The 26,619-nt window shown below is 55.2% G+C and carries 20 protein-coding genes; 3 read left to right on the top strand and 17 right to left on the bottom strand.

Annotated features, from left to right (window positions below; genetic code table 11):
* Window positions 1–4 precede the first annotated feature (4 nt).
* A complete protein-coding gene (gene betI / locus D7S44_RS15320) occupies window positions 5–601 on the bottom strand; it encodes a transcriptional regulator BetI (RefSeq protein ID WP_120456295.1) in 597 nt (198 codons plus the stop codon).
* A gap of 231 nt (window positions 602–832) precedes the next feature.
* Here betI and D7S44_RS15315 point away from each other — a divergent pair, with 231 nt between their 5' ends.
* Complete coding sequence (locus tag D7S44_RS15315) at window positions 833–2,860, top strand: choline transporter (RefSeq protein WP_120456293.1); 2,028 nt, start codon at window positions 833–835, stop codon at window positions 2,858–2,860.
* 78 nt (window positions 2,861–2,938) lie between these two features.
* On the opposite strand, the gene D7S44_RS15310 is transcribed toward D7S44_RS15315, so the two are convergent.
* From D7S44_RS15310 to D7S44_RS15295, 4 genes are all read right to left on the bottom strand, one after another.
* The gene (locus D7S44_RS15310) at window positions 2,939–3,526 is read right to left on the bottom strand and encodes a DJ-1/PfpI family protein (RefSeq protein WP_120456291.1); all 588 of its coding nucleotides are present in this window, start codon (window positions 3,524–3,526) and stop codon (window positions 2,939–2,941) included.
* A 142-nt stretch (window positions 3,527–3,668) separates the two neighbouring features.
* The gene (locus tag D7S44_RS15305) at window positions 3,669–4,583 is read right to left on the bottom strand and encodes a LysR family transcriptional regulator (RefSeq protein ID WP_120456289.1); all 915 of its coding nucleotides are present in this window, start codon (window positions 4,581–4,583) and stop codon (window positions 3,669–3,671) included.
* A gap of 123 nt (window positions 4,584–4,706) precedes the next feature.
* Window positions 4,707–5,891, bottom strand: a complete 1,185-nt coding sequence (locus tag D7S44_RS15300) for an aminotransferase-like domain-containing protein (RefSeq protein WP_120456288.1) — start codon at window positions 5,889–5,891, stop codon at window positions 4,707–4,709.
* A gap of 422 nt (window positions 5,892–6,313) precedes the next feature.
* On the bottom strand, window positions 6,314–6,913 hold the full coding sequence (locus D7S44_RS15295; RefSeq protein ID WP_120456286.1) for a DsrE family protein: 600 nt from the start codon (window positions 6,911–6,913) through the stop codon (window positions 6,314–6,316).
* A gap of 217 nt (window positions 6,914–7,130) precedes the next feature.
* On the opposite strand from D7S44_RS15295, the gene D7S44_RS15290 reads away from it, so the two are divergent.
* Window positions 7,131–8,189, top strand: coding sequence for a YeiH family protein (locus tag D7S44_RS15290; protein ID WP_120456284.1), 1,059 nt, complete (start codon window positions 7,131–7,133; stop codon window positions 8,187–8,189).
* Between the two features lie 64 nt (window positions 8,190–8,253).
* Here D7S44_RS15290 and D7S44_RS15285 read toward each other — a convergent pair whose 3' ends face one another.
* Window positions 8,254–10,455, bottom strand: a complete 2,202-nt coding sequence (locus D7S44_RS15285; RefSeq protein ID WP_278450366.1) for a TonB-dependent siderophore receptor — start codon at window positions 10,453–10,455, stop codon at window positions 8,254–8,256.
* Window positions 10,456–10,714: 259 nt separating this feature from the next.
* On the opposite strand from D7S44_RS15285, the gene fes reads away from it, so the two are divergent.
* A complete protein-coding gene (gene fes / locus D7S44_RS15280; RefSeq protein ID WP_120456282.1) occupies window positions 10,715–12,046 on the top strand; it encodes an enterochelin esterase in 1,332 nt (443 codons plus the stop codon).
* Window positions 12,047–12,103: 57 nt separating this feature from the next.
* On the opposite strand, the gene fepB is transcribed toward fes, so the two are convergent.
* The 11 genes from fepB to uca form a co-directional block, all read right to left on the bottom strand.
* On the bottom strand, window positions 12,104–13,072 hold the full coding sequence (gene fepB, locus D7S44_RS15275; protein WP_240629467.1) for a Fe2+-enterobactin ABC transporter substrate-binding protein: 969 nt from the start codon (window positions 13,070–13,072) through the stop codon (window positions 12,104–12,106).
* A 448-nt stretch (window positions 13,073–13,520) separates the two neighbouring features.
* Complete coding sequence (locus tag D7S44_RS15270; protein WP_120456280.1) at window positions 13,521–14,585, bottom strand: alkene reductase; 1,065 nt, start codon at window positions 14,583–14,585, stop codon at window positions 13,521–13,523.
* A gap of 33 nt (window positions 14,586–14,618) precedes the next feature.
* Window positions 14,619–15,371 carry an SDR family oxidoreductase gene (locus D7S44_RS15265; RefSeq protein WP_120456278.1) on the bottom strand — a complete coding sequence of 251 codons (753 nt, stop codon included), beginning with the start codon at window positions 15,369–15,371 and terminating at the stop codon, window positions 14,619–14,621.
* Between the two features lie 242 nt (window positions 15,372–15,613).
* Window positions 15,614–16,576, bottom strand: a complete 963-nt coding sequence (locus D7S44_RS15260; RefSeq protein ID WP_120456276.1) for a LysR family transcriptional regulator — start codon at window positions 16,574–16,576, stop codon at window positions 15,614–15,616.
* A gap of 235 nt (window positions 16,577–16,811) precedes the next feature.
* Entirely contained in the window at window positions 16,812–17,510 is a 699-nt protein-coding gene (urtE, locus tag D7S44_RS15255) for an urea ABC transporter ATP-binding subunit UrtE (protein WP_120456273.1), read from the bottom strand.
* A gap of 1 nt (window position 17,511) precedes the next feature.
* Window positions 17,512–18,303 carry an urea ABC transporter ATP-binding protein UrtD gene (gene urtD / locus D7S44_RS15250; RefSeq protein WP_120456271.1) on the bottom strand — a complete coding sequence of 264 codons (792 nt, stop codon included), beginning with the start codon at window positions 18,301–18,303 and terminating at the stop codon, window positions 17,512–17,514.
* Window positions 18,296–19,372 (bottom strand): urea ABC transporter permease subunit UrtC, encoded by a 1,077-nt coding sequence (urtC, locus tag D7S44_RS15245; RefSeq protein WP_120456269.1) that lies wholly within the window; start codon window positions 19,370–19,372, stop codon window positions 18,296–18,298. The genes urtD and urtC overlap by 8 nt, the downstream gene beginning before the upstream one ends.
* Window positions 19,372–20,940, bottom strand: coding sequence for an urea ABC transporter permease subunit UrtB (gene urtB, locus D7S44_RS15240; protein ID WP_120456267.1), 1,569 nt, complete (start codon window positions 20,938–20,940; stop codon window positions 19,372–19,374). The genes urtC and urtB overlap by 1 nt, the downstream gene beginning before the upstream one ends.
* Window positions 20,941–20,996: 56 nt before the next feature.
* The gene (gene urtA, locus D7S44_RS15235; RefSeq protein ID WP_120456265.1) at window positions 20,997–22,265 is read right to left on the bottom strand and encodes an urea ABC transporter substrate-binding protein; all 1,269 of its coding nucleotides are present in this window, start codon (window positions 22,263–22,265) and stop codon (window positions 20,997–20,999) included.
* A 28-nt stretch (window positions 22,266–22,293) separates the two neighbouring features.
* On the bottom strand, window positions 22,294–22,992 hold the full coding sequence (locus D7S44_RS15230; protein WP_120456263.1) for a GntR family transcriptional regulator: 699 nt from the start codon (window positions 22,990–22,992) through the stop codon (window positions 22,294–22,296).
* Window positions 22,989–26,618, bottom strand: coding sequence for an urea carboxylase (gene uca / locus D7S44_RS15225; RefSeq protein ID WP_120456261.1), 3,630 nt, complete (start codon window positions 26,616–26,618; stop codon window positions 22,989–22,991). Before uca ends, D7S44_RS15230 begins: the two co-directional genes overlap by 4 nt.
* Window position 26,619: the final 1 nt, after the last annotated feature.

Genomic DNA, 26,619 nt, shown 5'->3' with positions numbered 1-26,619 from the left:
CTTATCAGGAATGAGTGTTGCCAGCTAACTGCTGGCGTATGAACTGAGTAGTGAGCGAACGCGCAAGCTGTAAATCGAACGGCTTGCCGCCCAGCGCCGCGCGCAACCAGAGGCCGTCGATCAGGGCCGCCAGCCCGTAAGCCGCGGTCCGCGCCGCCTCGCGCGGCAGCTCGCGGCGAAACTCCGCAGCCAGCGATGAGAAGAGACGGCTGCTGCTGACGCGCTCCAGCCGGTTAAGCTGGGGTTGATGCATGCTGCTTGACCAGAAATCGAGCCAGGCCTTCATTGCCGCCTTATGCAGCTGGCTTTCGTCAAAGTTGCCCTCAACGATGGCGCAGAGACGCGCTTCGGTGCTGGCACCTGCCAGCGGCTTCAGCCTGCTCGCCACCGCGTCGCGCAGCTGGCGCGTCACATCGCGCATAGCGGCTTCCAGCAGGCCGTTTTTGTCTTTGAAGTAGTGACTGATGATGCCGGTCGATACGCCTGCGCGCCGCGCAATCTGCGCGATAGTGGCGTCGTTAATTCCGACTTCATTAATCGTCTCCAGGGTTGCATCAATCAGCTGCCGACGTCGTATCGGCTGCATTCCCACCTTTGGCATGACAAGCGCTCCGCCCTAACACAAGTGCACTATTAGAACTTTTATTGATTGAACGTTCAATATAAAAAAGAATGTTGTTAGGATACTGTTCCTTGATTGTTGCAAAGCGCAACGTATCGCTTCACGCTTTACCGCTACGCTTAACTGTCAGGAGGAGAAAAATAAAGGAGACGCGTTAATACGCGGAGGGCAATATAACCTGTTGAATTTATTATAAACCAGAGGTAACTGATGATTAATCCACCTGCAAGTGAAAAGGACAGAATCAATCCCGTAGTGTTCTATATTTCGGCCGGGCTGATTCTGACATTTTCACTGGTGACGATTCTCTACAGCGAACAGGCCGGCGCATGGATCCAGACGGCAGTGAACTGGGTATCGTCTACGTTCGGCTGGTATTACATGCTGGCCGCTACGCTTTACATCGTATTCGTGTTGTTTATGGCCTGTTCGCGTTTTGGCGCGATTAAGCTCGGCCCGGAACAGTCAAAGCCGGAGTTCAGCCTGCTGAGCTGGTCCGCCATGCTGTTTGCCGCGGGCATCGGTATCGACCTGATGTTTTTCTCGGTGGCGGAACCGGTAACGCAGTATATGCAGCCCCCGGAAGGGGCAGGCCAGACTTTTGAAGCCGCGCGGCAGGCGATGGTCTGGACGCTTTTCCACTACGGTCTGACGGGCTGGTCGATGTATGCGCTAATGGGCATCGCGCTGGGCTACTTCAGCTATCGCTACAACCTGCCGCTTACCATCCGCTCGGCGCTCTATCCTATCTTCGGCAAACGTATTAACGGCCCCATCGGACATACCGTCGATATCGCCGCGGTGGTCGGTACGATATTCGGCATCGCCACCACGCTCGGCATCGGCGTCGTACAGCTCAATTACGGCCTGAACGTGTTGTTCAATATTCCAGAGGGGCTGGGCGCGCAGACCGCGCTGATCGTGCTGTCGGTCGTTATCGCTACTATTTCGGTCACGTCCGGCGTCGACAAGGGCATTCGCATTCTCTCCGAACTGAACGTGGCGCTGGCGCTCGGTCTGATCCTGTTCGTGCTCTTTTTCGGCAAAACCGATTTTCTGCTTAACGCGCTGGTGCTCAACGTCGGCGATTATATCAATCGCTTTATGGGCATGACGCTCAATACGTTCGCTTTCGATCGCCCCACGCAGTGGATGAACAGCTGGACGCTCTTCTTCTGGGCATGGTGGGTCGCCTGGTCGCCGTTCGTCGGCCTGTTTCTGGCGCGCATTTCACGCGGGCGCACCATTCGCGAGTTCGTACTGGGCACGCTGATTATTCCTTTTACCTTCACGCTGCTGTGGTTGTCGGTATTCGGCAATGCCGCGCTCTATGAGATCATTCACGGCAACGCCGGATTTGCGCAGGAAGTGATGGCGCATGCGGAGCGCGGCTTCTATCTGCTGCTGGAGCAGTATCCCGCCTTTAAGCTGAGCGCTTCGGTGGCGACCATCACCGGGATGCTGTTTTACGTCACGTCGGCGGATTCCGGCTCGCTGGTGCTCGGCAACTTCACCTCTAAGCTGAAAGATATCAACAGCGATGCGCCGAACTGGCTGCGTATCTTCTGGTCTGTCGCCATCGGCGTGCTGACGCTGAGCATGCTGATGACCAACGGCATCTCCGCGTTGCAAAACACCACGGTGATTATGGGTCTGCCGTTCAGCTTCGTGATCTTCTTTGTTATGGCCGGTCTTTATAAATCGCTGAAGGTGGAAGATTATCGCCGCGCCAGCGCCAGCCGCGATACGGCGCCCTATCTGGCGGCCAGCAGCGATCGCCTGAGCTGGAAAAAGCGCCTGTCGCGTCTGATGAACTACCCTGGCTCGCGCTATACCCAGCAGATGATGGACGGCGTGATCTTCCCTGCGATGCAGGAGGTCGCGAAAGAGCTGGAGCTGCGCGGCGGCCGCGTCACGCTCAATCGCATGGAGACAGAAGATAACGCGCTGGGCTATATCGATTTGCGCGTAAACCTGGGCGAAGAGCAGGATTTTGTTTATCAGGTGTGGCCGCAGCAGTATTCGGTGCCGGGCTTTACCTACCGCGCGCGCAGCGGTAAATCGACCTATTACCGGCTGGAAACCTTCCTGCTGGAAGGCAGCCAGGGCAACGACCTGATGGACTACAGCAAAGAGCAGGTGATTATCAATATTCTCGATCAGTACGAGCGTCACCTGAACTTTATCCATCTGCATCGTGAAGCGCCGGGCAACAGCGTAACCTTCCCCAGCCTGTAACGCCCCGGCTGGCGCTACAGGCCACAGGGTAAACTGTCGCGCAAAGGCGCGCAGGAGAAGCGAGCAGGGATGCCGCTTTTACCCGCAAATCATTCGCGCGCTGCGCCAGCGGTCATAGTAGATATGCTCCGCCTGGAAATCCGCAGCGCCCGCTTTGCCGGTCAGACGAATGGCCAGGGTAAAAGCAAAATCGAAGGCGACACCCAGCCCTCTGCCGCTGAGCAGGTTGCCATCCTCAACCACGTCCGCCATCACATACTCGCCATCCTCGTAGTGCATCCAGAGCTCGCCGGAGCAGGTATAACGACGTCCCTTCAACAGCCCATTACCCGCCAGCACGCGCGCTGCTGCAGAACAGATGGGCGCAATGAGCTTGCCCGCCTCGTCGTGGCGCTGGATAAACGCGCTGACTGCCGGATTTGCGGCAAGGCTGGTGGTACCTTCCGGGCCGCCGGGAATAATCACCGCATCGAACAGCGGGTGCTGCTTTTCTTCAAGCAGCAGATCGGCAAGCGTGACCACGCCGTGATAGCTGACCACCTGACGATCGGGATGGCAGGCAATGGTCTTCACCTCAATCCCCAGGCGGCTAAGTATATCGAGGGTAATAAAGGCCTCGGCTTCTTCAAAGCCAGGCGCCAGTAAGAGTGCAGCTTTCTTTGACATCCTCTCTCCTTGCAACTGTCATCTGGAACGGATCAAATAAAAGTAAAACAGCGTTTCATTTATATCCTGGTTATCCCGTAATTGACAGTATCCCTGGCCTGAGGAAAGGGCTTTCCTGAAACCGAGCCAGAGGCGAAGCGGATTAATGCGAACGCATTCCAGCGTGATGCTCTCTTACTATGGCAACAAAATCATTCACATAGTCGATACCGGACTTTTCAGGCAGCGCCGCCAGCCATATGTCGGAAAAGAGCCCGCGCTCGGTGATCGGTAAGGTCGTCACATAGCCTTTTTGTGCATAGTTCGCCACGGCCCAGACGGGCAGGGTTGCGATCCCGCGCTCGCTGGCAACCTGCTGAACGATGGCCATTGTCAGCTCCGTTGTTTTACGGCGAACAGCCATGCCGGCTGGCTTAAGCAGCTTTCTGATGACATCAATACGCTCCTCCGGCACCGCATAGGTAATCAAGGTTTTATCAGCAAAGTCTTCCGCTTCCAGCCAGGGCCGGGCGGCCAGAGGGTGGTTTACCGGCAGAACGCCCAGCATCTCGTATTCAAACAGATGGTGGTGAACCAGATTTTCAGTCTCTTCAACCTCGTCCACGATGGCGACATCGGCCCGATCTTGCAGCAGTAGCCCCACAGGATCGGACTGAAACCCTGAGACTATTTCTACTTCAACGTCATGCCATTTTTTTCGAAACGCATCCATCACCGGCATTAGCCATTCGTAGCAGGTGTGGCACTCTAACGTAACGCGCAGTACACCGCGCTGGCCGTCTGCAAACTGATAAAGATCGCGATCGGCCGCCTGCAAGGCAGGGACGACATGTTCCGCCAGCTGCAGCAGGCGTTTACCGGCAGGCGTGAAGATAACCGGCGATGTTTTTCTTAAAAACAGCGTAATGCCGTAGTGATCTTCCAGAAATTTTATCTGCTGTGACAGTGCAGACTGCGTAACGTGCAACGCCATCGCGGCACGCGTCAGACTGCCGGTACGCTTAAGGGCCAGCAGCGTGTGCAGATGCTTTAATTCAATCGGGGTATCAGATGCCATGGTTAACCGAAGCAAGGTGCCTGTGCGCCCAGTGTATCTAACAGAGCTGTGCGGATACAGAAAAGCGCGGGCGAGGAGGGTGAAACCCTTATTAAAAAATAAGGGTTTCCGCTAACAATTAGATTAGGGCAGCGAAGCGTTAAGTCGCTGGGCTGCTTTTAGCAGATTATCTTCAGAAACGGTGACATAAGATAACCGTAACGTTGATTTGTCAGGATTATCACAGTAGAAGAATTCCCCAGGCACATATACCACACCGTTTTGCAGGGTCGATTTTAACCATTCAGTGGTATTAAATTCATAGTTAAACGTGGCCCACAAAAACATTCCGCCCAGCGGACGATGGAAGCGAATACGCTCGCCCATCTCAGACTGAAGCGCCGCGCAAAGCGCATCGCATTTCTTTTTATATTCCGTACGGATTAAATCTATCTGCGACGTTAATCTGCCGGTTTCTAAATAGTGACGCGTAAGAGACTGTGACAGGGAACTGGTATGTAAGTCTGTCGCCTGTTTAAGGATGACCACCTGCTGTTTCAGCCAGTCGGGCAATGAAATCCAGCCAACGCGTGCGCCTGGCGCCAGGATTTTTGAGAAGGTCGAGGTATATATGACGCGATCGCTTGCCTTCATCTCTTGCGCAAAAGATTTGAGGGGCCTGAACGTTTCGTTGGTGAAGTTAATTTCGCTGTAGGGATCGTCTTCGAAGATAATAAAATCGTGCTCTTGCGCTAACGCAACCAGCTTCTGACGGCGGGAGGCGGAGAGGGTCACGCCGCTGGGATTGCCAAAAGTCGGCACAATATAGACGGCTTTAATCTTTTGCCGTTTCACCAGCTCTTCGAGTTCGTCAACGATCATCCCTTCGCCATCGGTGCCGACAGAGGCCAGACGGGCTTCGGCCAGCTGGAAGACCTGGAGCGCGGCCAGATAGGTTGGGCGCTCAACAACAATAGTATCGCCTGGGTTGATTAACGCTCTCGCCAGTAAATCCAGCGACTGCTGAGAGCCAGACGTCACAACGATATCATCGGGCGTCGAGTCGATGCCGCGTTCAGACATAATCTGAGCGATCGCCTCTCTTAATTTCGGATCGCCTTCACTGAGTCCATACTGAAACGCGTCGCGCCGCTCTGTTGTCATCAGGCGGTCCATCGCTATCTGTAGCCCCTCGGTATCGAACAGATCCGGATTGGGGATACCGCCGCCAAGGGATATAACGCCTTCCATTTTGCTGTGCTTCAGCAGCTCGCGTATTGCAGATGATTGCAGGTGTTTAACTCTGTGGGCCAGGTTGTGCGACAACATAGATGTTACCTTTTTCTAAATTTAACCCTGTTTAGATAACACAGTTCATTGATTCTGATAATGGCTTTCTGCTCTCTATCCGCGTAACCCGGCATTAAATTTCCCACTATTACTGCGGTTAATGATGACCCGCGGTTTTACTTACGTTATTCGATTAATTCATCGTCAACAGGGTGGAGTGCATTTATTTCGGAGCGGGATAATTGCTTATAGAAAACATAGCCACATAAGCCGCACGTTATTTCACCTGCCATGACGTAGCGGGAATAAGGTCACTTAACGAAAAGAGTGTAATAAGACGTTTTACAGGCGTTATTAGCCAGGGAGGTGCATTTGACTGCAGAGGCTAAAGCGCCTCCACGCGTGCCAGCCAGCCGAATGCGCAGGCGATCCGTTTGTAGCGCGTGATCGCCTGGAAGTCATTACATGCTCAGCAGTGCGTAGCCCTGGTTTTGCAGGGTGGTCACCGTTGTGAGCGCCGAAAGAGTATGGATCACAGGCTCGGCAATCCAGTGCGGGTCATAGCGGTGCCAGGCCAGCGCCTGGTCGCATACGGTGACCTGAACGCCCTGTTTTTTCAGTTCAGAGATAAGCGGGAGGTTGGGGTTATCCATACCAAAACGCGCCTTAAAGTGAGCGTTATCCAGCATCGCCGGGGTTGCCTCGCCGTTTACCGCCACCACAAATTTCAACTGCTGCACCGGTACGCCCGCCGCTACGTAGGTATTCACCACTTGCGCAACCTGCTCCAGCGCCGGGTTAACCTGGTCTCGCTTTTCCGCACCGCGGCTTACCTTGAAAACCACCTTGTTGCTGAGCGCGGCGTTCGGTTGAAACGCGGCGTTCGCTTCGTAGTGGATTTTGCCATAGCCGCTCACCGCGGGCGCCGTCCAGCCCAGATCCGGATCAACTGACCTCGACAGCGTCGGCTTTGCAGGCCGCAGCATATCGCTTTGGGTCAGAGCTGCCCCAGCAATGCCGCCTGCAACGGCAACGATCGCGCTAATGACAACGGAACGCATTCTGTTCTCCCTGGATTTTGTGAAAGCGCTTTGCGGCACTGCGTGGCCGGAGACGCGCGTTTCAGAATAGTGGTCGTTCAGATAATTTTTAACCTGGTCTGAAGTCCATATCACCCTTTTTGACGCGCTTTACCACTTATTCAGATTTGTTCTAACAATATAATGAATTTTTCTTAGCAGCCGTTTTTCTCCATGATCAGGGGACAGAGGAGAAGATATGACTACTTTAACGCTACATAAATGCCAAAACGGGTTAAGGCATGTTGCCCCCGGTCTGCTGCTTACCGCGGCTATCGCCCTGATTACGGCCTGGCTTGGCAACCTGCCGTCTGTGGCTCAGCTGGGGCTGGGTGCGCTGACGCTGGCGATCATCGGCGGGATTATCCTCGGTAATACGCTTTATCCCGCTCTGCATTCGCACTGCGATGAAGGCGTGCAGTTTGCCAAACAGAAGCTGTTGCGCCTTGGGATCATTCTGTACGGTTTTCGCCTCACCTTTCAGCAGGTGCTTGATGTGGGTATCAGCGGCGTCATCATTGACCTGCTGACCCTGACAAGCACCTTTATGCTCGCCTGCTGGCTGGGCCGCCGGATCTTAAAGCTGGATCGCGAAACCGCATGGCTTATCGGCGCCGGAAGCAGCATCTGTGGCGCGGCTGCCGTACTGGCTACTGAGCCGGTCATTAAAGCCGCCGCCTCAAAAGTTGCCGTCGCCGTTGCGACGGTGGTTATTTTTGGTACCGCCGCCATCTTTTTGTATCCGTTTATCTGGCATCAGGTTGCGCCGCTTCTGCCGGGCGTCAGCCTGACGGAGTTTGGTATTTACACCGGTTCAACTATGCATGAGGTCGCGCAGGTAGTGGCGGCAGGCCATGCCATTAGCGGTGAAACCGAAAATGCAGCGGTGATTACCAAGATGCTGCGCGTATTAATGCTGGCGCCGTTCCTGGTGATTATCGGTCTGATGGTGCGTCGCGGTTCGTCTGCGCCGGGCGGCGCAAAACAGCCGCTTATTTTCCCGTGGTTCGCGCTCGGATTTATTCTGGTCGCGCTGTTTAACTCTGCGCATCTGATTTCAGCCCCGACAATTGCCGTCATTAATCAAGCCGACAATGTGCTGCTGGCGATGGCGATGGCGGCGCTGGGTTTGACGACCCACATCAGTCAGCTGAAAAAAGCAGGGCTGCGCCCGCTGCTTTTGGGCCTGATGCTGTTTATCTGGTTAATCCTGGGCGGGGGGCTGATTAACTTTGCGGTTCACCACTTTTTTAGCTGAGAACAAATAAATAGAGGCCAGGCGGAGTAGGTGCGCCCGGGCTGAGAAGTCCGGGCGCAAAGCATTACCAGCTGTAGCTGAGCGTCGCGAACAGCGTCCGGCCGGAGCCGTAGAAGCAGGCTGTCGTGCCGCTGCAGGAAGAGACGTAGTGCTTGTTGGTCAGGTTGTTGACGTTGAACTGAACGGTAGTGCCTTTCAGAGCGGAGCTGGCTTCGCCCAGATCGTAGCGGGCCATCACGTCATACAGGGTATAGGCAGGCACCTTGAACGCTTCGGTATTGTCGCCGTAGCTGGTGCCGGTGTAGCGCACGCCGCTGCCCAGGGTGAAACTTTTCAGAGGCCCTTGCTGGAAGGTGTAGCTGCCCCAGAGCGAGGCCATATGGCGCGGGATGGCGGCGGGCGCTTTACCGATCTGAGCGGTGGTATTGCTCTCTTTGATTACCGCGTCGGTAAAGGTGTAGCTGGCTATGACGGCGATTTCTGGCGTCAGCTGCGAGTGCAGTTCCGTTTCCACACCCTTTGAGCGCGTCTTCCCAATCTGCTCGTTATAGCCAGTCATGCTGTTGTACGAAGTAATGTTCTTCTGATCGATGTCGAACAGCGCCAGGCTCAACACCGTGTCGCTGCCTCTCGGCTGGAACTTCAGGCCCACCTCCTTTTGTTCGCCGGTTGTCGGCTTAAATGCCGCGGAACCCGGCGCGCCTGAATCGAGGTTAGGCTCAAACGAGGTGCTGTAGCTGACGTAAGGCGACAGGCCAAAGTCAAAGGCATAGAGCAACGCCGCGCGGCCGGTGAATTTATTGTCGTTTTGTTGAGACAGGCTACTGTCGGTGCGATCCAGGGTGCGGACCTCGCTCCAGTCGTGACGGCCGGACAGCAGCAGATTCCAGTTTTTCCACTCCAGCTGGTCTTGCAGGTAGAGACCTATCTGGTCGAGCTTTTTCACGCTGTCGGTGGTTTTGGAAAGCTCGCTTTCATCGACAGAGATACCATAAACCGGGTTAGCCCAGTCGAAGTTATATTTATCTCCCCCTGCGCGCCACAGTTCACTGGTGCTTTTATTCCACTTGTAATCGAGCCCGGCGACAAGGTTATGGGAGAGGGCGCCGGTATCAAATCTGGCGTTCAGGTGATTGTCGAAGGCGAGCTCATCGGTACTGGTTTTTTCACGCTGGGCGCGGCGGCCGATATTGGTGTCGGAGATTTCCGGGTTGTTCCAGGTGTAGACCAGATATTTGTATTTACTGTTTATATTCGAATAGCGCAGGTTCTGCACCAGCGTAACGTTTTCATTGAAGCTGTGCTCAAACAGATAACCCACCGACGTTTGTTCGCGCTTCGACTGATTCCATGAGGGATCGCTAACGTTCATATCATAGGGAATATACTGCCCGTTAGCGGACGCGGTGACGGTGCCGAGGGAAGGCAGGAAGTTACGGTAGCCCGCTTTAGGATCGTTCTGGTAGCTGGCCAGCAGGGTAAAACTGGTATCGCTGTTCGGCAGCCAGGTCATGGCGGGAGCAATCGCCAGCCGCTGTTGTTTATAGTCCTTAACGAACTGGTGCTGGGTGCTGGCGATCCCGTTCAGGCGGTAGAGCAGGGTGCGTTCATCGTTCAGCGCGCCGCCGAAATCAAACGCCGCTTCGCCGAGATATTTATTACCGCCGCGCACCTGAATTTTGTGAATTGGCTCAGCGGTTGGGCGTTTGCTGGTCATATTGATGATCCCGCCCGGATTAACCTGGCCGTAGAGCACAGAGGCTGGGCCGTGCACCAGCTCCACGCGCTCAAGCAGCCACGGGTCGATGTTCCCGGTTGTGCTGCCCTGACCAGCCAGCCCGTAGCTTAATCCATCAAGAAATTTTGGGGCGTAGCGAAAGCCTCGCACTATCACCTCATCGTTGCGGTTGGAGGAGCCACGGTAATTGGTGAACACGCCGCTGGAATAGTTCAGCGCATCGGCAACCGTTTTGGCGCCCTGCGCATCCATCTGGTCACGCGTCACAACCGAAATGTTCTGCGGCGTTTTGACCAGCGGGGCCGCCATTTTGGTACCAGCGTCGCTGCTTTTGGCGACGATGCCCTTAAGCGGCGCGGAGGGAACCTCAGACGAAGTCGCCGTCACTACCAGTGTTTCATCCTGCTTATCGGCGGCATACAGAGGAAAAGAGGAAGCCAGCAGCGTGGCCAGCAGGGTAAAACCACGCTTACTGGTGTAGGGCGAGGCGCTTGCCGCCGCCAGCTGTTTGTTTTTTATCATCATCATTGTCTCTTGAAGTATCCGTTTCTGAAGAAGCTCTAAAACTCAGTGCGTAATGATGAGTCGGCGGGGCTTTTTTGCCGCTTCTCTGAGCGAAACCAATCGGTAATGCATTGAACTGAAACGGCGCTCCTGTCCGAAACGTCAACAACCATATTGTAAGAGTAAATTATTATCAATATCATTTGCGTTATTATCTGGTGCTAATACATTCGTTATTTAACACCGACAAGTAACGCGTTTTGCAGACATGGCAGGAGGGAATATGGTGCCATTTTCAGCTGGAGCGGCCGCCGCTTTACTGGCAGAAAACGAGGCAGGAAGCCAGGCGTGGTGGCAGCGGATAGCGGAGATCGGCACGCCGATTGTAGAAGGGACGTCAGATGCATCACGCCTGAAGCTGACCTTTTTCTGGCGCGATCCGCAGGGCAATAAAATTGCCTCTTCCATTTGCCGGGTATACCTCGATATAAACGGCGTAACAAATCATCACAGTTTTTCGCCCGTTAGTCTTAAGCGTCTGCCCGGTAGCGATATCTGGACCGGGTCGGTTCAGCAAGCCAGTGACTGGCGCGGCAGCTACAGCCTGATTCCGATCGGCGAAGCGCAGCTTCCGCCGCAGCCGAAGGGGACGCCCGAACAGCAGTGCAACCAGCAGCGCGCGTGGTGGCGCTCGCTTTTTCCTTTCGCAATTGCTGACCCGCTAAATCCTTGCGCGCCGCATGGCAACGCTCGCGGGGTGCGCTTGTCCGGCATTCATCTGCCTGAGGCTCTCAGCCAGCAGGCATGGCTTGCAGTTGATGCCGGGCGCGCGCCTGAGGTTGATGAAAAACGTTTTCGCCTTGAATGGCACAGCACGCGGCTGGGTAATCGGCGACGCTGCTGGCTCTGGCGGCCCGAAGAGGCAGAAGAGGCAGATCTGCCGCTGGTAGTGGTGCTGGACGGGCAAAACTGGGCAATCAGCATGTCGCTGCTTCCGGTGCTGGAACAGCAAACCCGGCAGGGGGATCTGCCTGCGGCGGCGTGGCTGATGATTGACGCTATTGACGACGTCACTCGTTCCCGCGAGCTGGCGTGCAACGCTGATTTCTGGCTGGCGGTACAGGAAGAGCTTCTCCCTCTTGCCAAAGAGATCGCCCCCTTTACTGACGATCCCGCCTCAACCGTGGTGGCCGGGCAGAGCTATGGCGGTCTCGCTGCTCTGTACGCCGGGCTTAACTGGCCGCAGCGGTTCGGCTGCGTGCTCACTCAGTCAGGCTCTTTCTGGTGGCCAAACATGAAGTTTATGACCCACTACGAAGCGCGCGAGCAGCACGAGAAAGGTTATCTCACTCAGCAGGTTTCACGGCGGCCGAACGCCGTTCCACTGCGCATATTTCAGGAAGCCGGGCTGCTTGAACAGGACATTCTTTTTGTGAATCAGCAAATGCGTCAGGCGCTGCTTGAGGCCGGGCATAAAGTACATTACCGCAGCTACCACGGCGGTCATGACGTGCTGTGCTGGCGCGGAGGCTTAACTGATGGCGTTTGCTGGCTGCTCGGACAGCATCTCATGCAGACGCGCCAGCCGGATTCCAAGGCCGCTGCGTTCAACTAAAGGGTCGCTTTACGCGGGCGCTGCCGGCTTCAGCCATGCTGTTCGACGACGCGCAAATCAGGGCTTTGTGCCGAACAAAGCGTTCATCCGGGCAATAAGCCCCATCGCGCTGTAATAGTCGAGGCGGAACGTTTCCGATCCCATGGCGTAAACCTGTTTAGCCTTCACCGCAGGCTGGTGGGCGAGCAGGGGGCTGGCGAGCAGGGCTTTTTTATCGCTTTCGTCAGCGGCGAACAGCAGCAGCGTTTTTCCGGTCAGGCCGTTGACGAGACTCTCTCCCTCAAGCTGGACGATATCGTGGCGTTTACCCTGCGTGGCGCGCGGGCGAACATTTTCCGGCAGCGACGCCAGTTTGAACCCCGCCTTGATCAGGAACTGCCCCTGCGCTGAATCCGCTGTAAAAACCCTGGTCGACTGTGTTATCTCATCCCAGACCATGGCGTTTACCGGCTGCGCAGGCAGGCTAATTTCCTGCTTCATTTTCTCAAACGCTTTTTCTGCTTCCTGAATGCGCTGCTGCGCCTGCTCTTCATGGCCGGTGATCCTGCCCAGCTGCATTAAGAGCTGCTGCCAGCTTTTGTCGTCATATCTCACCACCAGAACCGGGGCCAGGGCTGCCATCTGATCATACTGCGCCTGCGAAGAGTCGCCGCCCGTGGCGCTGATTAAGATGAGATCCGGCCTTTGCATCGCAACTCTTTCCACGCTGATTTCGCCCCAGCCAAGCCTGGCGACCCCGCGCTGATGCGCAATATCTCCCCACTGACGGAAAAAGCCCTGTGGGTCGGAAATCTGGCTGGAAGGCGTAGTGGACGTGCTGGCGACAACCGGAGCGTCAATAGCGAGCAGCGAGCCGGTCAGGGTCTCGCTCGTTGAAACAATACGCTGCGGAGCCTGTGCCAGGGTTTGCGTGCCGTGGCGATCCTGAAACTGACGCGGCCAGGCTTCATCCTGGGCAACGGCGTTATGAATGAAAAGCAAACTACAGAGGAACAACAACCAGCGGCGGGCTAAAACTTTGCTCACGGCAACATCCTTATTTTGTTGAGTAATGATTCTCATTTTCATACTGAGGTAGTCAGGACGCAAGGATTAATCCGGCATAGACGCAAGGCCTTTTGCTGGTGTGAAGCTAAACATTAACGGGTATCCTTAAGAGCGGTTTCGGATAGCTTAAGTGCGCATAATCATGATTATGTTAAATGAGATATCAGTAATACGTAGCGTGGGCTGTTCTGGATGCTTCACTCTTCCCCTTTCTCCCTGAACGGCTAAGACCACTATACTTTTATTTTTACATATCACGCCCGAGCCTTTTAACCTTCTCTCCTTATTACCCTCGCGACTCCCTCATGTAACAACTATGTCAGAGGGTAATCCTGGTCCAGCGGACCCAATACCAGCGATACCGCGGCACGAAACAGGTGTTGGCTTTCGCTACAATAAGTCGCTGCTGTTCAGGCCAGACTTAATTTCAGACGTAATCGGTATACCCTTTTGTTCCCTGAGTAAACCAGGTGTTGCGATCGTTTGGGGTTAGCGGCATCGCCTGGGCGATCCGCTCTGGAAAGTCCGGGTTTGAAATAAAGGGTCGGCCAAAACTTACTGCATCACCGATTCCCTTTTTCAGAGCCTGCTCAGCCCGAGCGACGCTAAAGTCTGAGTTCAGGATTAAGGGGCCGCGAAAATAAGGTCTCAGCTCCTCAGCCAGCGGAGGCTGCTCCCCCACGCCGAAGGTGCCATCAATCGGTGGTTCCCTTAACTCAAGGTGAGCAATCCCTATTTCTGAAAGCATCCCCAGCGCCATGCGAAAAAGCGGAACAGGATCGGAATCGCGTATGCCCTGAGTCTCGCCATTGGGGGAAAGACGTACGCCAACGCGGTCTGCGCCAACTTCATCTGAAACACTCTGCGTAATTTCTGCCAGCAGGCGAATGCGATTCTCTTTTGAACCGCCATAATTGTCTGTTCGGTGATTATCGCTGTCGCGTAAAAACTGATCGATAAGATAGCCATTCGAGGCATGAAGCTGAATGCCATCAAAACCCGCGTTTATGGCATTTCTGGCTGCCTGTCGGTACTGGTTGATAATCGCCGGGATTTCGTTGAGTTCGAGCGGGCGCGCCTGTTCATATGCCGTGTTTCCTGAATAGGTATGAGCATGTCCGGGCGCAGTGGTGGCTGACGCCGAAACAGGTTGTTCCCCACCCATGCTGGAGTGCACCACGCGGCCCATATGCCAGAGCTGCGCAATGATCCGCCCACCTGCGGCATGCACTGCTGAGGTGACGCGCTGCCAGCCCGCTATCTGTTCCGCATTCCATATGCCTGTGGCATAGGGCCAGCCCAGACCTTGCCGGGAAATACCAATAGCTTCGCTGATAATCAGACCAGCAGAAGCGCGCTGGGCATAATAATCGGCCATTATCGAGGTGGGCACGTTATCTTCTGTGCCACGGGCGCGCGTCATTGGCGCCATGATGAAACGATTCGGTGCCATAATGGCACCCAGTTGCAGGGGCTCAAAAAGCAGACTCATTATTCTCTTCCTCCTGGTTAAAGACTGGTCGGCTCAGACGAGTCGCTGTCCACCATCGATATGCACTACTTCGCCATTCATAAAAGGGTTCTGCATCAGAAACAGCACGGCGGCGCCCGCCGCATCTGCGGAAACAATTTGCTTTAAGGGAAGCTGTGCACTTAAGGAAGCGATGTAACCGTCGCGCGCTGCCCCGAGCGTACGTCCGAGCAGAGCTGTATTTGTGGTGCCTGGTGAAAGGGTATTAAAGCGGCGTGGCGCTAACTCCAGAGCAAGACCGCGGGCAAAGCCTTCCATAGCTGAAGAAGCCGCGGCTAATACAGCGGTACCCGCTGCGTTGGGACGGTCAGCCAGGACGCCGGAGATAAACGTGACGGATGCAGTTTCGCTGAGTCGGTCGCCAAGCGCCCGGAGAATATCGACTGAGGCCCAGATGCGCTCGTCAAAAGCGCGTCGCAAATAGTCCGGTTCGGCTTCCATTATCTTTCCTGCCACAAAGGAGCCTGCCAGAAGTACCAGATGATCAACATCGTCAACGTCTGACAAGGCTGCGTTGACGGCCTCCCTGTCAGTAATATCCGCACTGCGCCAGTTGAAACCATATTGCATCGCGACGCTGGCAGTACGATCAGGATTCGAGCCGATGATGGTGACTTTTGCTCCGGCATCTTTTGCCTGAATCGCTGCAGACAGGCCGATGCCGGAGCTTCCGCCAAAAATCATTACGTGACTACCGGTGATGCCGTTTGGTCTGGACGTGACGGACAGCGCTTCTGTTGTGTTCATGATTAACTCCGGGAAAGTTGGATTTGGTAAATGACCGTTCATGAACATACTAGGGGATTTTATTTGCTGATTTAATGGCGCTAATGCTCACTCTGCAAGTGCCATGATGGAACAAATCAGAGCAAAAGCCTGGAACTTTCAGGTAACAAAACAGGGAGGTCACTACATAAATTGCAGGCTTACATGCTGACGTTTTCAGTAACCATCGTGAATCTCTCTTTCAGCATGGCAGCTATGCAGCTTTAGCGTGGCGGGTTTGTTTTTTCTTCCCTTATTTTCAGGTCATTCTCCCAGGGTGTCGGGGAGGCGAAAATCTCGCTCAGCAGGTCGATAAATACCCTTACGTTTATGCTGTTACGCCGGCTTTCAGGCCATAAGGCGGTGATCCAGGCTCGATTGAAAGCAAAGGCTGGCATCACCGGAACAAGGGTTCCGTTTCTCACATGCTGCGCGCTCATATAGGTGGGCAAAAATCCGATTCCCCCGCCCGATATAACTACGCCCGAAACTACCTCGCTGGCGTCCGCCATCATCCAGGCATTAACGGGATATTCCTCTATTTCATTATCCATACTGAATGCCCAGCGAAATACCTGGCCTGTACTTTGAAACCGGAAATTAACGCAGTCATGATCTTTTAGCTCGTCAGGATGCACAGGCGTACCTTTACGTTTCAGATAAGAGGGAGAAGCAAATGCGCTAATGCGGTGGTGGCCCAGTCGTCGAGCAATTAACCGTGAATCCGGAATACTTCCTACCCTGAGAGCAACATCAATGCCCTCTGCCGTCATATCGCTGACCTGATCGTTGATACGAATATCTACAAAAATATCTGGATAGCGTTCATGAAAAGCGGGTAGAGCCGGTGCAAGTATATGGACCGCAATGGGCCAGGGCGCCGTCACTCGCAGCAAGCCAGAAGGCCGGCTTCTGGCAGAAATGACTGCCTGTTGAATATTTTCGGCCTCCTGCAAAAGCTGCAGGGCTTTTTCATAAAGTACTCTGCCCTCCTGAGTCAGATGCAGGGAGCGCGTTGTTCGGGTAAAAAGCGACAGGTTCATCTGCTTTTCCAGCCGGGCAATGCTTTTACTGACGGCTGAAGGAGAAATACCCAAGGCTTTGGAGGCTGCGGAAAAGCTGCCAAGTGATGCCGCGCGAGTAAAGGCTATAAGACCTGTCAGTCGCTCAATAGATATCTGTTCCATAAGGGCATCTGTGCAGTGAGAATTCAGGTTTTCAAATCATATAAAAATGAATCATTGCTGAACAGAGCAACGCTCTTTAATAAATCTGGCATTACGTGGGCATTAGATACAGGAAGCGTAATACGTTAATCAGCCCCTCTCATCGCCCCGCCTCTGGAACAAAGCGGGGGATAATGGTTTAACGCTCAGGCACAAATTCACGTTGTTAAAGTGGGTCACTCAACCGCCAGACGAGTCAGATTGCTACGAGATTTCTCACACCCTCGCTTTCCATATCCTCGCCTCTCCCTCGCTGGATAATTTCTCCCCGCGACATCACCAGATAGCTATCTGCCAGATCGGCTGCAAAATCGTAAAACTGTTCCACGAGCAGAATTGCCATATCGCCTTTTTTTGCCAGCTGGCGAATAACTTCACCGATTTCTTTGATAACAGAGGGCTGAATACCCTCTGTAGGCTCATCCAGAATAAGCAGCTCTGGTTTTCCAGCCAGCGCACGACCAATGGCAAGCTGCTGTTGCTGACCTCCGGACAGATCACCTCCCCTTCGCGCTTTCATCTCCCGCAGCACCGGGAACAGCTGATAAATCTCTTCCGGCACTTTTTTAGCCTCTGAGCCGGAGAAGCGTGCCAGGCCCATCAGCAGGTTTTCTTCTACCGTCAGGCGTGGGAAAATTTCGCGTCCCTGCGGGACATAGGCAATGCCTGACTGCATGCGCTGATGCGGCTTACGGCTGTTAATCACCTTATCCTGCCAGCGAATCTCACCCGATTTAGCCGGGATTAACCCCATCAGACATTTTAACAGGGTCGTTTTGCCTACGCCGTTGCGTCCGAGCAGACAGGTAATTTCGCCTGGCTTCGCCTCAAAAGAGAGGCCCCGCAGAATATGGCTGCCACCATAATATTGATGCAGTTTTGATACTTGCAGCATTTCAGCGCCCCAGATAAACGTCAATGACCCGATCGTCCGCCTGTACTTCGCGTAACGACCCCTCAGCCAGTACCTGGCCCTGATGAAGTACCGTGACATGATCGGCAATGGCTTCCACGAAGCCCATGTCATGCTCGACTACCATTAGCGAGTGTTTGCCTGCAAGACTGCGAAATAGCTCGGCTGTGTATTCGGTTTCCGCATCGGTCATGCCAGCAGCCGGCTCGTCGAGCAGCAGCAGATGTGGCTCCTGCACCAGCAGCATGCCGATTTCGAGAAACTGCTTCTGACCGTGAGACAGCAACCCGGCTTTGCGCTGGCGTTCGCCGCCGATGCGCAGCAGTTTGAGCACGTCATCAATGCGATCCTGCTGCTCACTATCCAGCCTGGCGCGCAGGCTGGCCCACACAGACTTATCGTTTTTCAGCGCGATCTCCAGGTTTTCAAACACCGTTAACGCCTCAAATACCGTGGGTTTCTGGAATTTGCGGCCGATGCCGGCACGCGCAATCTCGACTGACGACATCCTGGTCAGATCCTTGTCCTGGTCATAGATCACCAGCCCGCTGTCAGGACATGTTTTTCCGGTGATCACATCCATCAATGTGGTTTTGCCTGCGCCATTAGGCCCTATCACACAGCGCAGTTCGCCAACCCCGATTTCCAGTGACAGATCGGTCAGCGCCCGAAAGCCATCAAAAGAGACGTTAACGTTGTTCAGCTGTAAAACGGGGTCCGTCTTCTCCCGATGACGATCTGCCGGGTGGGGTTGAGTAAAAAGTTTTTCAGTCATTACGCCTCCGACGCAGCAGGCCAATTACCCCACGCGGCAGGAACAACGTGACAAGGATAAACATCAGGCCAAGGAAGAACAGCCAGAACTCCGGGAAAGCCACGGTGAACCAGCTCTTAGCACCGTTCACTATCGCCGCACCCAACAGCGGACCAATCAGCGTGCCGCGGCCACCGAGCGCAACCCAGATGGCCGCTTCAATAGAGTTGGTCGGCGACATTTCGCTGGGGTTGATGATGCCGACCTGCGGTACATAGAGCGCGCCAGCCAGCCCACATAACACCGCAGAGAGTGTCCAGACAAAAAGTTTGAATCCTCTGGGGTCATAGCCTATAAACATCAGCCGGTTTTCTGCATCACGTACCGCTGTCAGCACGCGGCCGAACTTGCTGCGCGCCAGGGCAAAGCCAATACCGAGGCTGAACAACAACAGCAACAGCGTGGCGATAAACAGCCCAATGCGTGTGCTGGTGGCGGTGACATTAAAGCCGAGCAAGGTTGTGAAACCGGTAAAGCCATTATTGCCGCCAAAGCCGGTTTCATTGCGAAAGAACAACAGCATGCCCGCATAAGTCAGCGCCTGCGTCATGATCGAGAAGTACACCCCTTTGATTTTCGAGCGGAAGGCAAAGAAGCCAAACACCAGTGCCAGCACGCCAGGCACAAGGATGATCAGACACAGTGCCCAGGCAAAATGCTGAGTACCTGCCCAGAACCACGGCAGCTCGCTCCATGACAAAAAGGACATAAAAGCGGGTAAGCCCTCGCCCGAAGCCTGACGCATAAGGTACATGCCCATGCCATAGCCACCCAGCGCGAAAAACAGACCATGTCCGAGCGACAGTAAGCCGGCGTAACCCCACACTAAATCCAGCGCCACGGCAACAACCGCATAGCACAGTATTTTGCCGAACAACGTCAGCGTATAGGTTGAAATAGCCAGCGGATGCGCGGCGGGTAACAGTGCGCAGAATGGCAGCGCCAGCAGCAGGACGGTGAAGGCTGCGCCAAGGCTGATGCTCAGGCGCGGTATTTTACGCGCCAGCGTTAAGGTTATGGGTTGGCTCATCAGTCAGTTACCCTCCCTTTGAAGGCAAACAGGCCCTGTGGACGTTTCTGAATAAACAGCACAATCAACACAAGGATGAGGATCTTTCCCAGTACCGCGCCAATCTGTGGCTCCAGTATTTTGTTAAGAATGCCCAGCCCAAAGGCTGCTACCACGGTGCCCGCCAGTTGCCCTACGCCACCCAGAACCACCACAAGGAAAGAGTCGATGATGTAGCCCTGGCCGAGTTCAGGCCCCACATTACCAAGCTGTGACAGTGCCACGCCGCCAAGCCCGGCAATTCCTGAACCGAGGCCAAATGCCAGCATATCAATGCGTCCGGTCGGGACGCCGCAGCAATCCGCCATCGCCCGGTTTTGCGTTACGGCCCGGACATTGAGGCCCAGGCGCGTTTTATTCAACAGCAGCCAGGTGAGCGCCAGTACAGCGAACACAAACAGGATCACCGCAATACGGTTATACGGCAGCACCAGGTTGGGTAGCACCTGAAGCCCGCCAGAGAGCCAGCCTGGGTTGGCTACCTCAAGGTTTTGCGCGCCAAACAGCATACGCACCAGCTGGATCAGCATCAGGCTGATACCCCAGGTGGCGAGCAGCGTTTCCAGTGGACGACCATACAGATGCCGGATAATGGTGCGCTCCAGCAGCATGCCCATCCCGGCGGTCACAGTAAACGCCACCGGAAGCGCCAGCAGTGGATACCACGCCAGCCACTCAGGTGCGAACTGCTGGAACAGATTCTGGACAAACCAGGTGGCGTAAGCCCCCAGCATTAACATTTCGCCGTGCGCCATATTGATCACGCCGAGCAGACCGTAGGTGATGGCCAGACCGAGCGCGGCCAGCAGCAGAATGGAACCCAGTGAGAGGCCGGTAAAAGCCTGACCAAACAGGTCACCCCACATCAGTCGGTGCCTGATTTGTTGCAGACTGTCAGCGGCAGCGGCGCGCACCCTGGCGTCAGGTTCGTTGCTTGTCTGGGTTAAACGATTAAGGCTGGCCTGCATAGTGGGATCGGTAGATTCGCCAAGCAGCGTAACGGCTTTGAGACGCACTGTCGCATCGGGGCTGGCAAGTTGCAGGCTAGCGGCCGCCATGACCAGCGCCCTATGCACCTGCGGGTCTTTTTCTACTGCAAGGCGTTGTTCAATCAGCGGCAGCTGATCGGCAGCACCGTCATTCTGTAGCTGCTGTGCGGCACTTAATCGGATTACAGGATCGTCACTCACCAACTGGTGTGCGGCCAGAGCGCTGGCAATCAGGAGACGCAGCCGGTTATTCATAAACAGCTTTTGTGTGCCGCCGCTGGGTTGCAGAGCGCTGTCCAGCGGAATAAGCCTGCCGTCTTGTTTGCTGAACGGCTGCTTGTTCTGGTCAATTACTACGCTTTCTTTACGCAGCGCCTGTAACAGCGGCAAGCGGCTGGTCTGAGGCGCAGCGGCCCACTGTAGCAGTAACGTTGCCTGCTGCGTGCGGCTGGCGGCGGCGAAATCAGCGCCATCGCCAGCGTGAGTAAGCCAGGGAAGGAGCAGGAGCAGCAAACAACAGATGTAGCGTTTAAAATTCATTATTGCGGCCTTCTGTGTATGGCTCAGTGCCCCTCAGGATCCTGAGGGGCATCATTTTAATTCGACGTCTTCACCGGATAATCAGGCTTCTTATCATTACCGGCGATGTACGGGCTCCACGGCTGAGCGCGTACTGGCTGTTCGGTCTGCCACACCACATTGAACTGGCCGTTCTCTTGCACTTCACCAATCATTACCGGCTTATGCAGGTGGTGATTGACCTTATCCATGGTCAGCGTGAAGCCATCTGGCGCATTGAAGGTTTGTCCGGCCATCGCCGCCCGCACTTTATTCACATCGGTCGTGCCCGCCTTCTCAACTGCCTGTGCCCACATATGCAGCCCTACATAGGTCGCCTCCATCGGGTCGTTGGTCACCACCGTCCCTGCGTTCGGCAGGTTATGTGCTTTGGCATAGGCGCGATAGTCAGCAACGAACTGGGTATTCGCTGGATTATCGATTGATTCAAAGTAGTTCCATGCCGCTAGCTGACCAACCAGTGGTTTGGTGTCTATACCGCGCAGCTCTTCTTCACCTACCGAGAAAGCGATCACCGGAATGTCGGTAGCTTTAATGCCCTGGTTGGCCAGCTCTTTATAGAAAGGAACGTTGGAGTCTCCGTTGATGGTGGAGATCACCGCAGTTTTACCACCGGCTGAGAATTTCCTGATGTTGGACACGATAGTCTGGTAATCGCTGTACCCAAACGGTGTATAGACTTCTTCAATATCTTTATCCTGAACCCCTTTGGTATGCAGGAAGGCACGCAGGATCTTATTGGTGGTGCGTGGGTAGACATAATCAGTCCCGAGCAAGAAGAAACGTTTCGCGCTGCCACCCTCTTCGCTCATCAGATACTGCACCGCCGGGATCGCCTGTTGGTTTGGCGCGGCGCCGGTATAAAACACATTGGGCGACATCTCTTCACCCTCATACTGCACCGGATAGAACAGCAGTCCGTTTAGCTCTTCAAACACTGGCAACACCGACTTGCGTGAAACTGATGTCCAGCAGCCAAACACCGCGGCGACTTTATCCTGCGTAAGTAACTGGCGGGCTTTTTCAGCAAACAGTGGCCAGTTAGAGGCCGGATCGACCACTACCGGTTCCAGCTTTTTGCCCAGGACACCGCCTTTAGCATTGATCTCATCAATGGTCATTAAAGCCACATCTTTCAGCGGTGTCTCCGAGATCGCCATGGTGCCGGACAGCGAAGACAAAATGCCCACTTTGATGGTGTCGGCAGCCTGCGCGCCAAAGGTAAAGCCAAGAGTGGCCAGGGTAGCAGAGAGCGCTAAAGCTTTAAGCAACGAACGTCTTTCCATTATTAACTCCCTAAGTGTATTGATTTTTTTATTCAACAGGTTGAAGTCGGGCCTGCTGCAACATATGCAATGTGATCTTTCTGACCTCTGCCTTACTTACGGCAATGTGACTGGTTAAAATGCGCTGCGCCTCCTCAGTCTGTTGCTGGAAAACTGCCTGTAAAATTTGAGCATGTTCCCGGTAGGTCGCATCGATACGATCGTCACGCGTAAAGTCGAGACGGCGGATAATGCGGATCTTTTCAGTTAACTCTGTGTGGATACGCGCCATTTCCTGATTGCCAGCGGCCGTTACCAGCGCTATGTGAAATGCTTCGTCCTGTGCCGACACCGCCTGGCCATCTTCCAGCCGTAGCGCGTCAATCCAGAACGTTTTCAAGGCGGCAAGCACTTCGGCACAGGCACTCGGTGGCAGTGCGCACAGACGGCGTACCGCTTCCCGCTCCAGTACGGTGCGCAAGTCGTACAGTTCCTCAAAATATTCGAAGTCAAACGGCTTCACCTGCCAGCCACTGCGGAACCACACTTCCACATAGTTTTCTCGCTCCAGCCAGAAGAGCGCCTGGCGTACAGGCGTGCGGCTCACCTCCATCCGCTCGGCGATCTCGTTTTCACTGAAGCGATCGCCCGGCATTAAACGGAACGCAAAAATGTCCTGTTTCAGCGCCTGGTAAACCTTTTCCGCCAGTGCTTCCGGACGGTTTCTGCTACGTGGGCCCTGCTTCATGCCCCCCCCTGTTCCAGCCACAGCAAGGTGTCGCCCGGGCTGACTGGACGTCCGGCCTGACAGGCGATGCGTTTTACTGTGCCGGCTTGAGGCGCGACAATTGCCAGTTCCATTTTCATGGCTTCCACGATGATCAGCGTCTGCCCCGCTTCCACCGTATCGCCCGGCTGAACCAGCACTTTCCAGATGTTGCCGTTCATGTCAGCGCACACTCCCTGCGCACCTTCATCCTCTTCAACAGCCACCAGCGTCTCTGTAGCGGAAGGTGGCGTACTCTCCTCTTCCTGTGCCCAAAGCGTGACTTCCTGCTCAAACGCAGCGGCCTGGCGCTGTCGAAAGGCAGCAATTGAGTCGGCATGCTCGGTGAGAAATTGCTGATGTGCGGCGAAGTCGAATATCGTTTCTTCAATGCGTATCGCTGCACGCCCTTCACGGAAGTCGTCGCGCAGCTGTGTGAGCTCTTCTTCGCTAACCGGATAGAAACGTACCTGATCGAAGAAGCGCAGCAGCCAGGGCTCGTCTGCCAGGAACTGATCGTTTTTGAGGAATTTATTCCAGATAGGCAGCGTACGGCCGACCAGCTGATAACCGCCCGGTGAGTCCATACCATAGATGCACATGTACATGCCGCCGATGCCCACGGTCCCTTCCGCTGTGAAGGTTCGCGCCGGACTGTATTTAGAACTGAGCAGGCGATGGCGGGGATCGACCGGCACCGCGCATGGTGCGCCAAGATAAACATCACCCAGGCCGAGGATCAGGTAGCTGGCATCGAAAAGGGTATCCCGTACGGCTTCGCGGCTCTCCAGCCCGTTGATACGCTGAATAAAATCAACGTTGTTTGGTAACCATGGCGCGCTTTCGCGTACGGTTTCTTTGTAGCGTTGCACCGCGCCGAGCGTGGCGCTGTCCTCAAATGCCATCGGCATCCAGACAATGCGTGACGATACTTTCAGCTCACTGACATCGCCCAGCCCCGCCTCCAGCTCCAGCAGCAAGCGCATTAACTGTTGCTGGCTGAGGTGCAGGCTGTCATAGCGTACCTGCAACGAGCGCACGCCAGGCGCTAACTCCTCAACACCCGGAACCGCACGCGCGCGCAGCGCATTCATCAGGAGATGCACACGCAGACGCAGCGCCAGATCCAATACGTTATCGCCATATTCAATCAGCACATATTTGTCACCGGCCTGGCGGTAAACGACGGCAGGCGTGGTGGCAGTAGCCGGTAAGGCGGCCAGTAAGGCGGCAGCGCCAGTGGGGCTTGCGGTCAGCGACGGCACTTCAAAAGCCGGTACGTGGGTGCTGCGCAGGGTCTCCACGCTGTGCGTCTGCGCTTTCTCCAGCGCCACCGCTTCTTCAACACTGATGGGATGGAAACGGATGCGGTCGCCTGGCTTCACCTGACCGACTTTCCACAGTTCGGCTTTAGCAATGGTCACCGGACAGACGAAACCGCCAAGGCTTGGGCCATCATGTGTCAGGATCACCGGAAAATCGCCGGTAAAGTTCACTGCCCCAATCGCATATTCGCAGTCGTGTACATTGGAGGGATGCAGCCCGGCTTCGCCACCATCGGCGCGCGCCCAGCCAGGCTTAGGCCCGACTAAACGTACGCCAAGTCGGTTCGAGTTGTAATGCACCTGCCAGTCGCTGGAAAAAAACTCATCGATAGCGGCCTGTGTAAAGAAATCCGGCGCGCCATGTGGTCCGTACACTACCCCGATGCGCCATACTGTGCCGTAATGGGGAACCAGCGCATCATCGAGCGCCTGCGGTTCGCTGACCGGCGCAGGCGTGGTGCAGGCAGGCAGCTGCGGCTGGGAGATCGGCAACATGTCGGCTACACGTAAAGTGCGCCCGGCATGGCCACCAAACTGGCCAAGTGAAAAGGTTGAGCGGCTGCCGAGGTATTCTGGCACGTCAAAGCCGTTACGCACGGCTAAATAGGTGCGACAGCCACTCCGTGCGCGGCCTAACGTCAGCGTCTGACCAGCTTTGACTGTAACTGGCTGCCAGTAATGTATGCTTTCCCCATCCAGGTCGGCAGGGCAATCCGCGCCAGTGAGGGCAATTACGGCGTCGCTATGGAAGCGCAGCGTTGGTCCCTGCAAAGTTAACTCCAGACCGGCAGCGCTTTCGTGGTTACCGACAATGCGGTTGGCAAGGCGGAAGGCTAAATCATCCATCGGGCCGGAAGGCGGTACGCCAATATCCCAGTAGCCGAGACGGCCAGGGAAATCCTGAATAGTGCTGAAAGTCCCTGGTTTCAGCACCTCAATCACGCTGGCGGAGGGGGTGAAGCTGTCGAGGAAACGCGTCCAGACATCGCCTGTGTGAAAGGCCTCAGTGGCGACAACCTGGCGGAGGTAGTCAAGGTTAGTGGCGATACCGTGCAGCTGCGTGGCACCCAGCGCCTGTTGCATCTTCTTCAGGGCAGCTTCACGCGTGTCGGCATGAACAATCACTTTGGCGATCATCGGATCGTAAAATGCAGAGACCTCGGTACCGGTGTCGATCCAGCTATCAATGCGTACGTCATCGGGGAACGTAACGTTAGTCAATACGCCAGGACTCGGCTGAAAATTTTTCAGCGGATCTTCGGCATAGATACGAACTTCAATAGATGCGCCATTTGGGGCTTTTTGCAGGCGCGTCCAGTCAATGGCATCACCCGCCGCGACCTGGAGCATGCATTCAACCAAGTCGAGACCGGTCACGCATTCTGTCACCGGATGTTCTACCTGCAGGCGGGTGTTTACTTCGAGAAAATAGAACCTGTCCTGTTCAGCATCATAAATATATTCAACGGTGCCTGCGCTGCGGTAGCCGACCCGTTCGCCGAGACGTACAGCGGAAGCCAGCAGCGCTGCACGCGTGGCCGCCGGAAGATTGGGCGCAGGGGTTTCTTCCACCACTTTTTGGTTACGGCGCTGTAGCGAGCAGTCACGCTCGCCCAGGGCGACCACCTTGCCACGGCCATCGCCGAAAATCTGCACTTCAACGTGACGGGCGCGATCAATACAGCGCTCAAGGAATACGCCGGCATCGCTAAAGAACTGCTCGCCCAGACGGCGCACGCTTTCCCATGCGTTGCGCAGTGCGTCTTCGTCCGCACAGCGGTTCAAACCAATTCCCCCGCCGCCTGCTGTGCTTTTCAGCATCACCGGGTAGCCGATAATTTCTGCTGCGTTAATCGCCTCTTCTAATGAAGTCAGCAGCGGTGTGCCCGGCGTCATGGGTACGCCAGCGCTGGCGGCCAGTTCGCGGGCGCGGTGTTTCAAACCGAATTCACCTATCTGCTGGGCTGTTGGACCAACAAAGGTGATACCCGCTTCTTCACAGGCGGTGGCAAAAGACTGGCTTTCAGAAAGGAAACCGTAGCCCGGCCAGATTGCTTCTGCACCGGCCTCTTGAGCGGCGGCAAGGATCTTATCAATGCACAGATAGCTGTCGCTGGCTTTCTCCCCTTCGAGCGCGATCGCCACATCAGCCTCTTTGACGTGGCGCGCGTTGCGATCAACATCAGAATAGACGGCCACGCTTTTCACGCCGAGGCGCTTCAGGGTACGAATGGCGCGGCAGGCGATTTCACCACGATTAGCAATCAGAACGGTGCTGAACATG

The organism is Pantoea piersonii (assembly GCF_003612015.1).
Classification (GTDB): Bacteria; Pseudomonadota; Gammaproteobacteria; order Enterobacterales; family Enterobacteriaceae; genus Pantoea; species Pantoea piersonii.
This window is presented reverse-complemented; position numbering and strand designations above follow the sequence as displayed.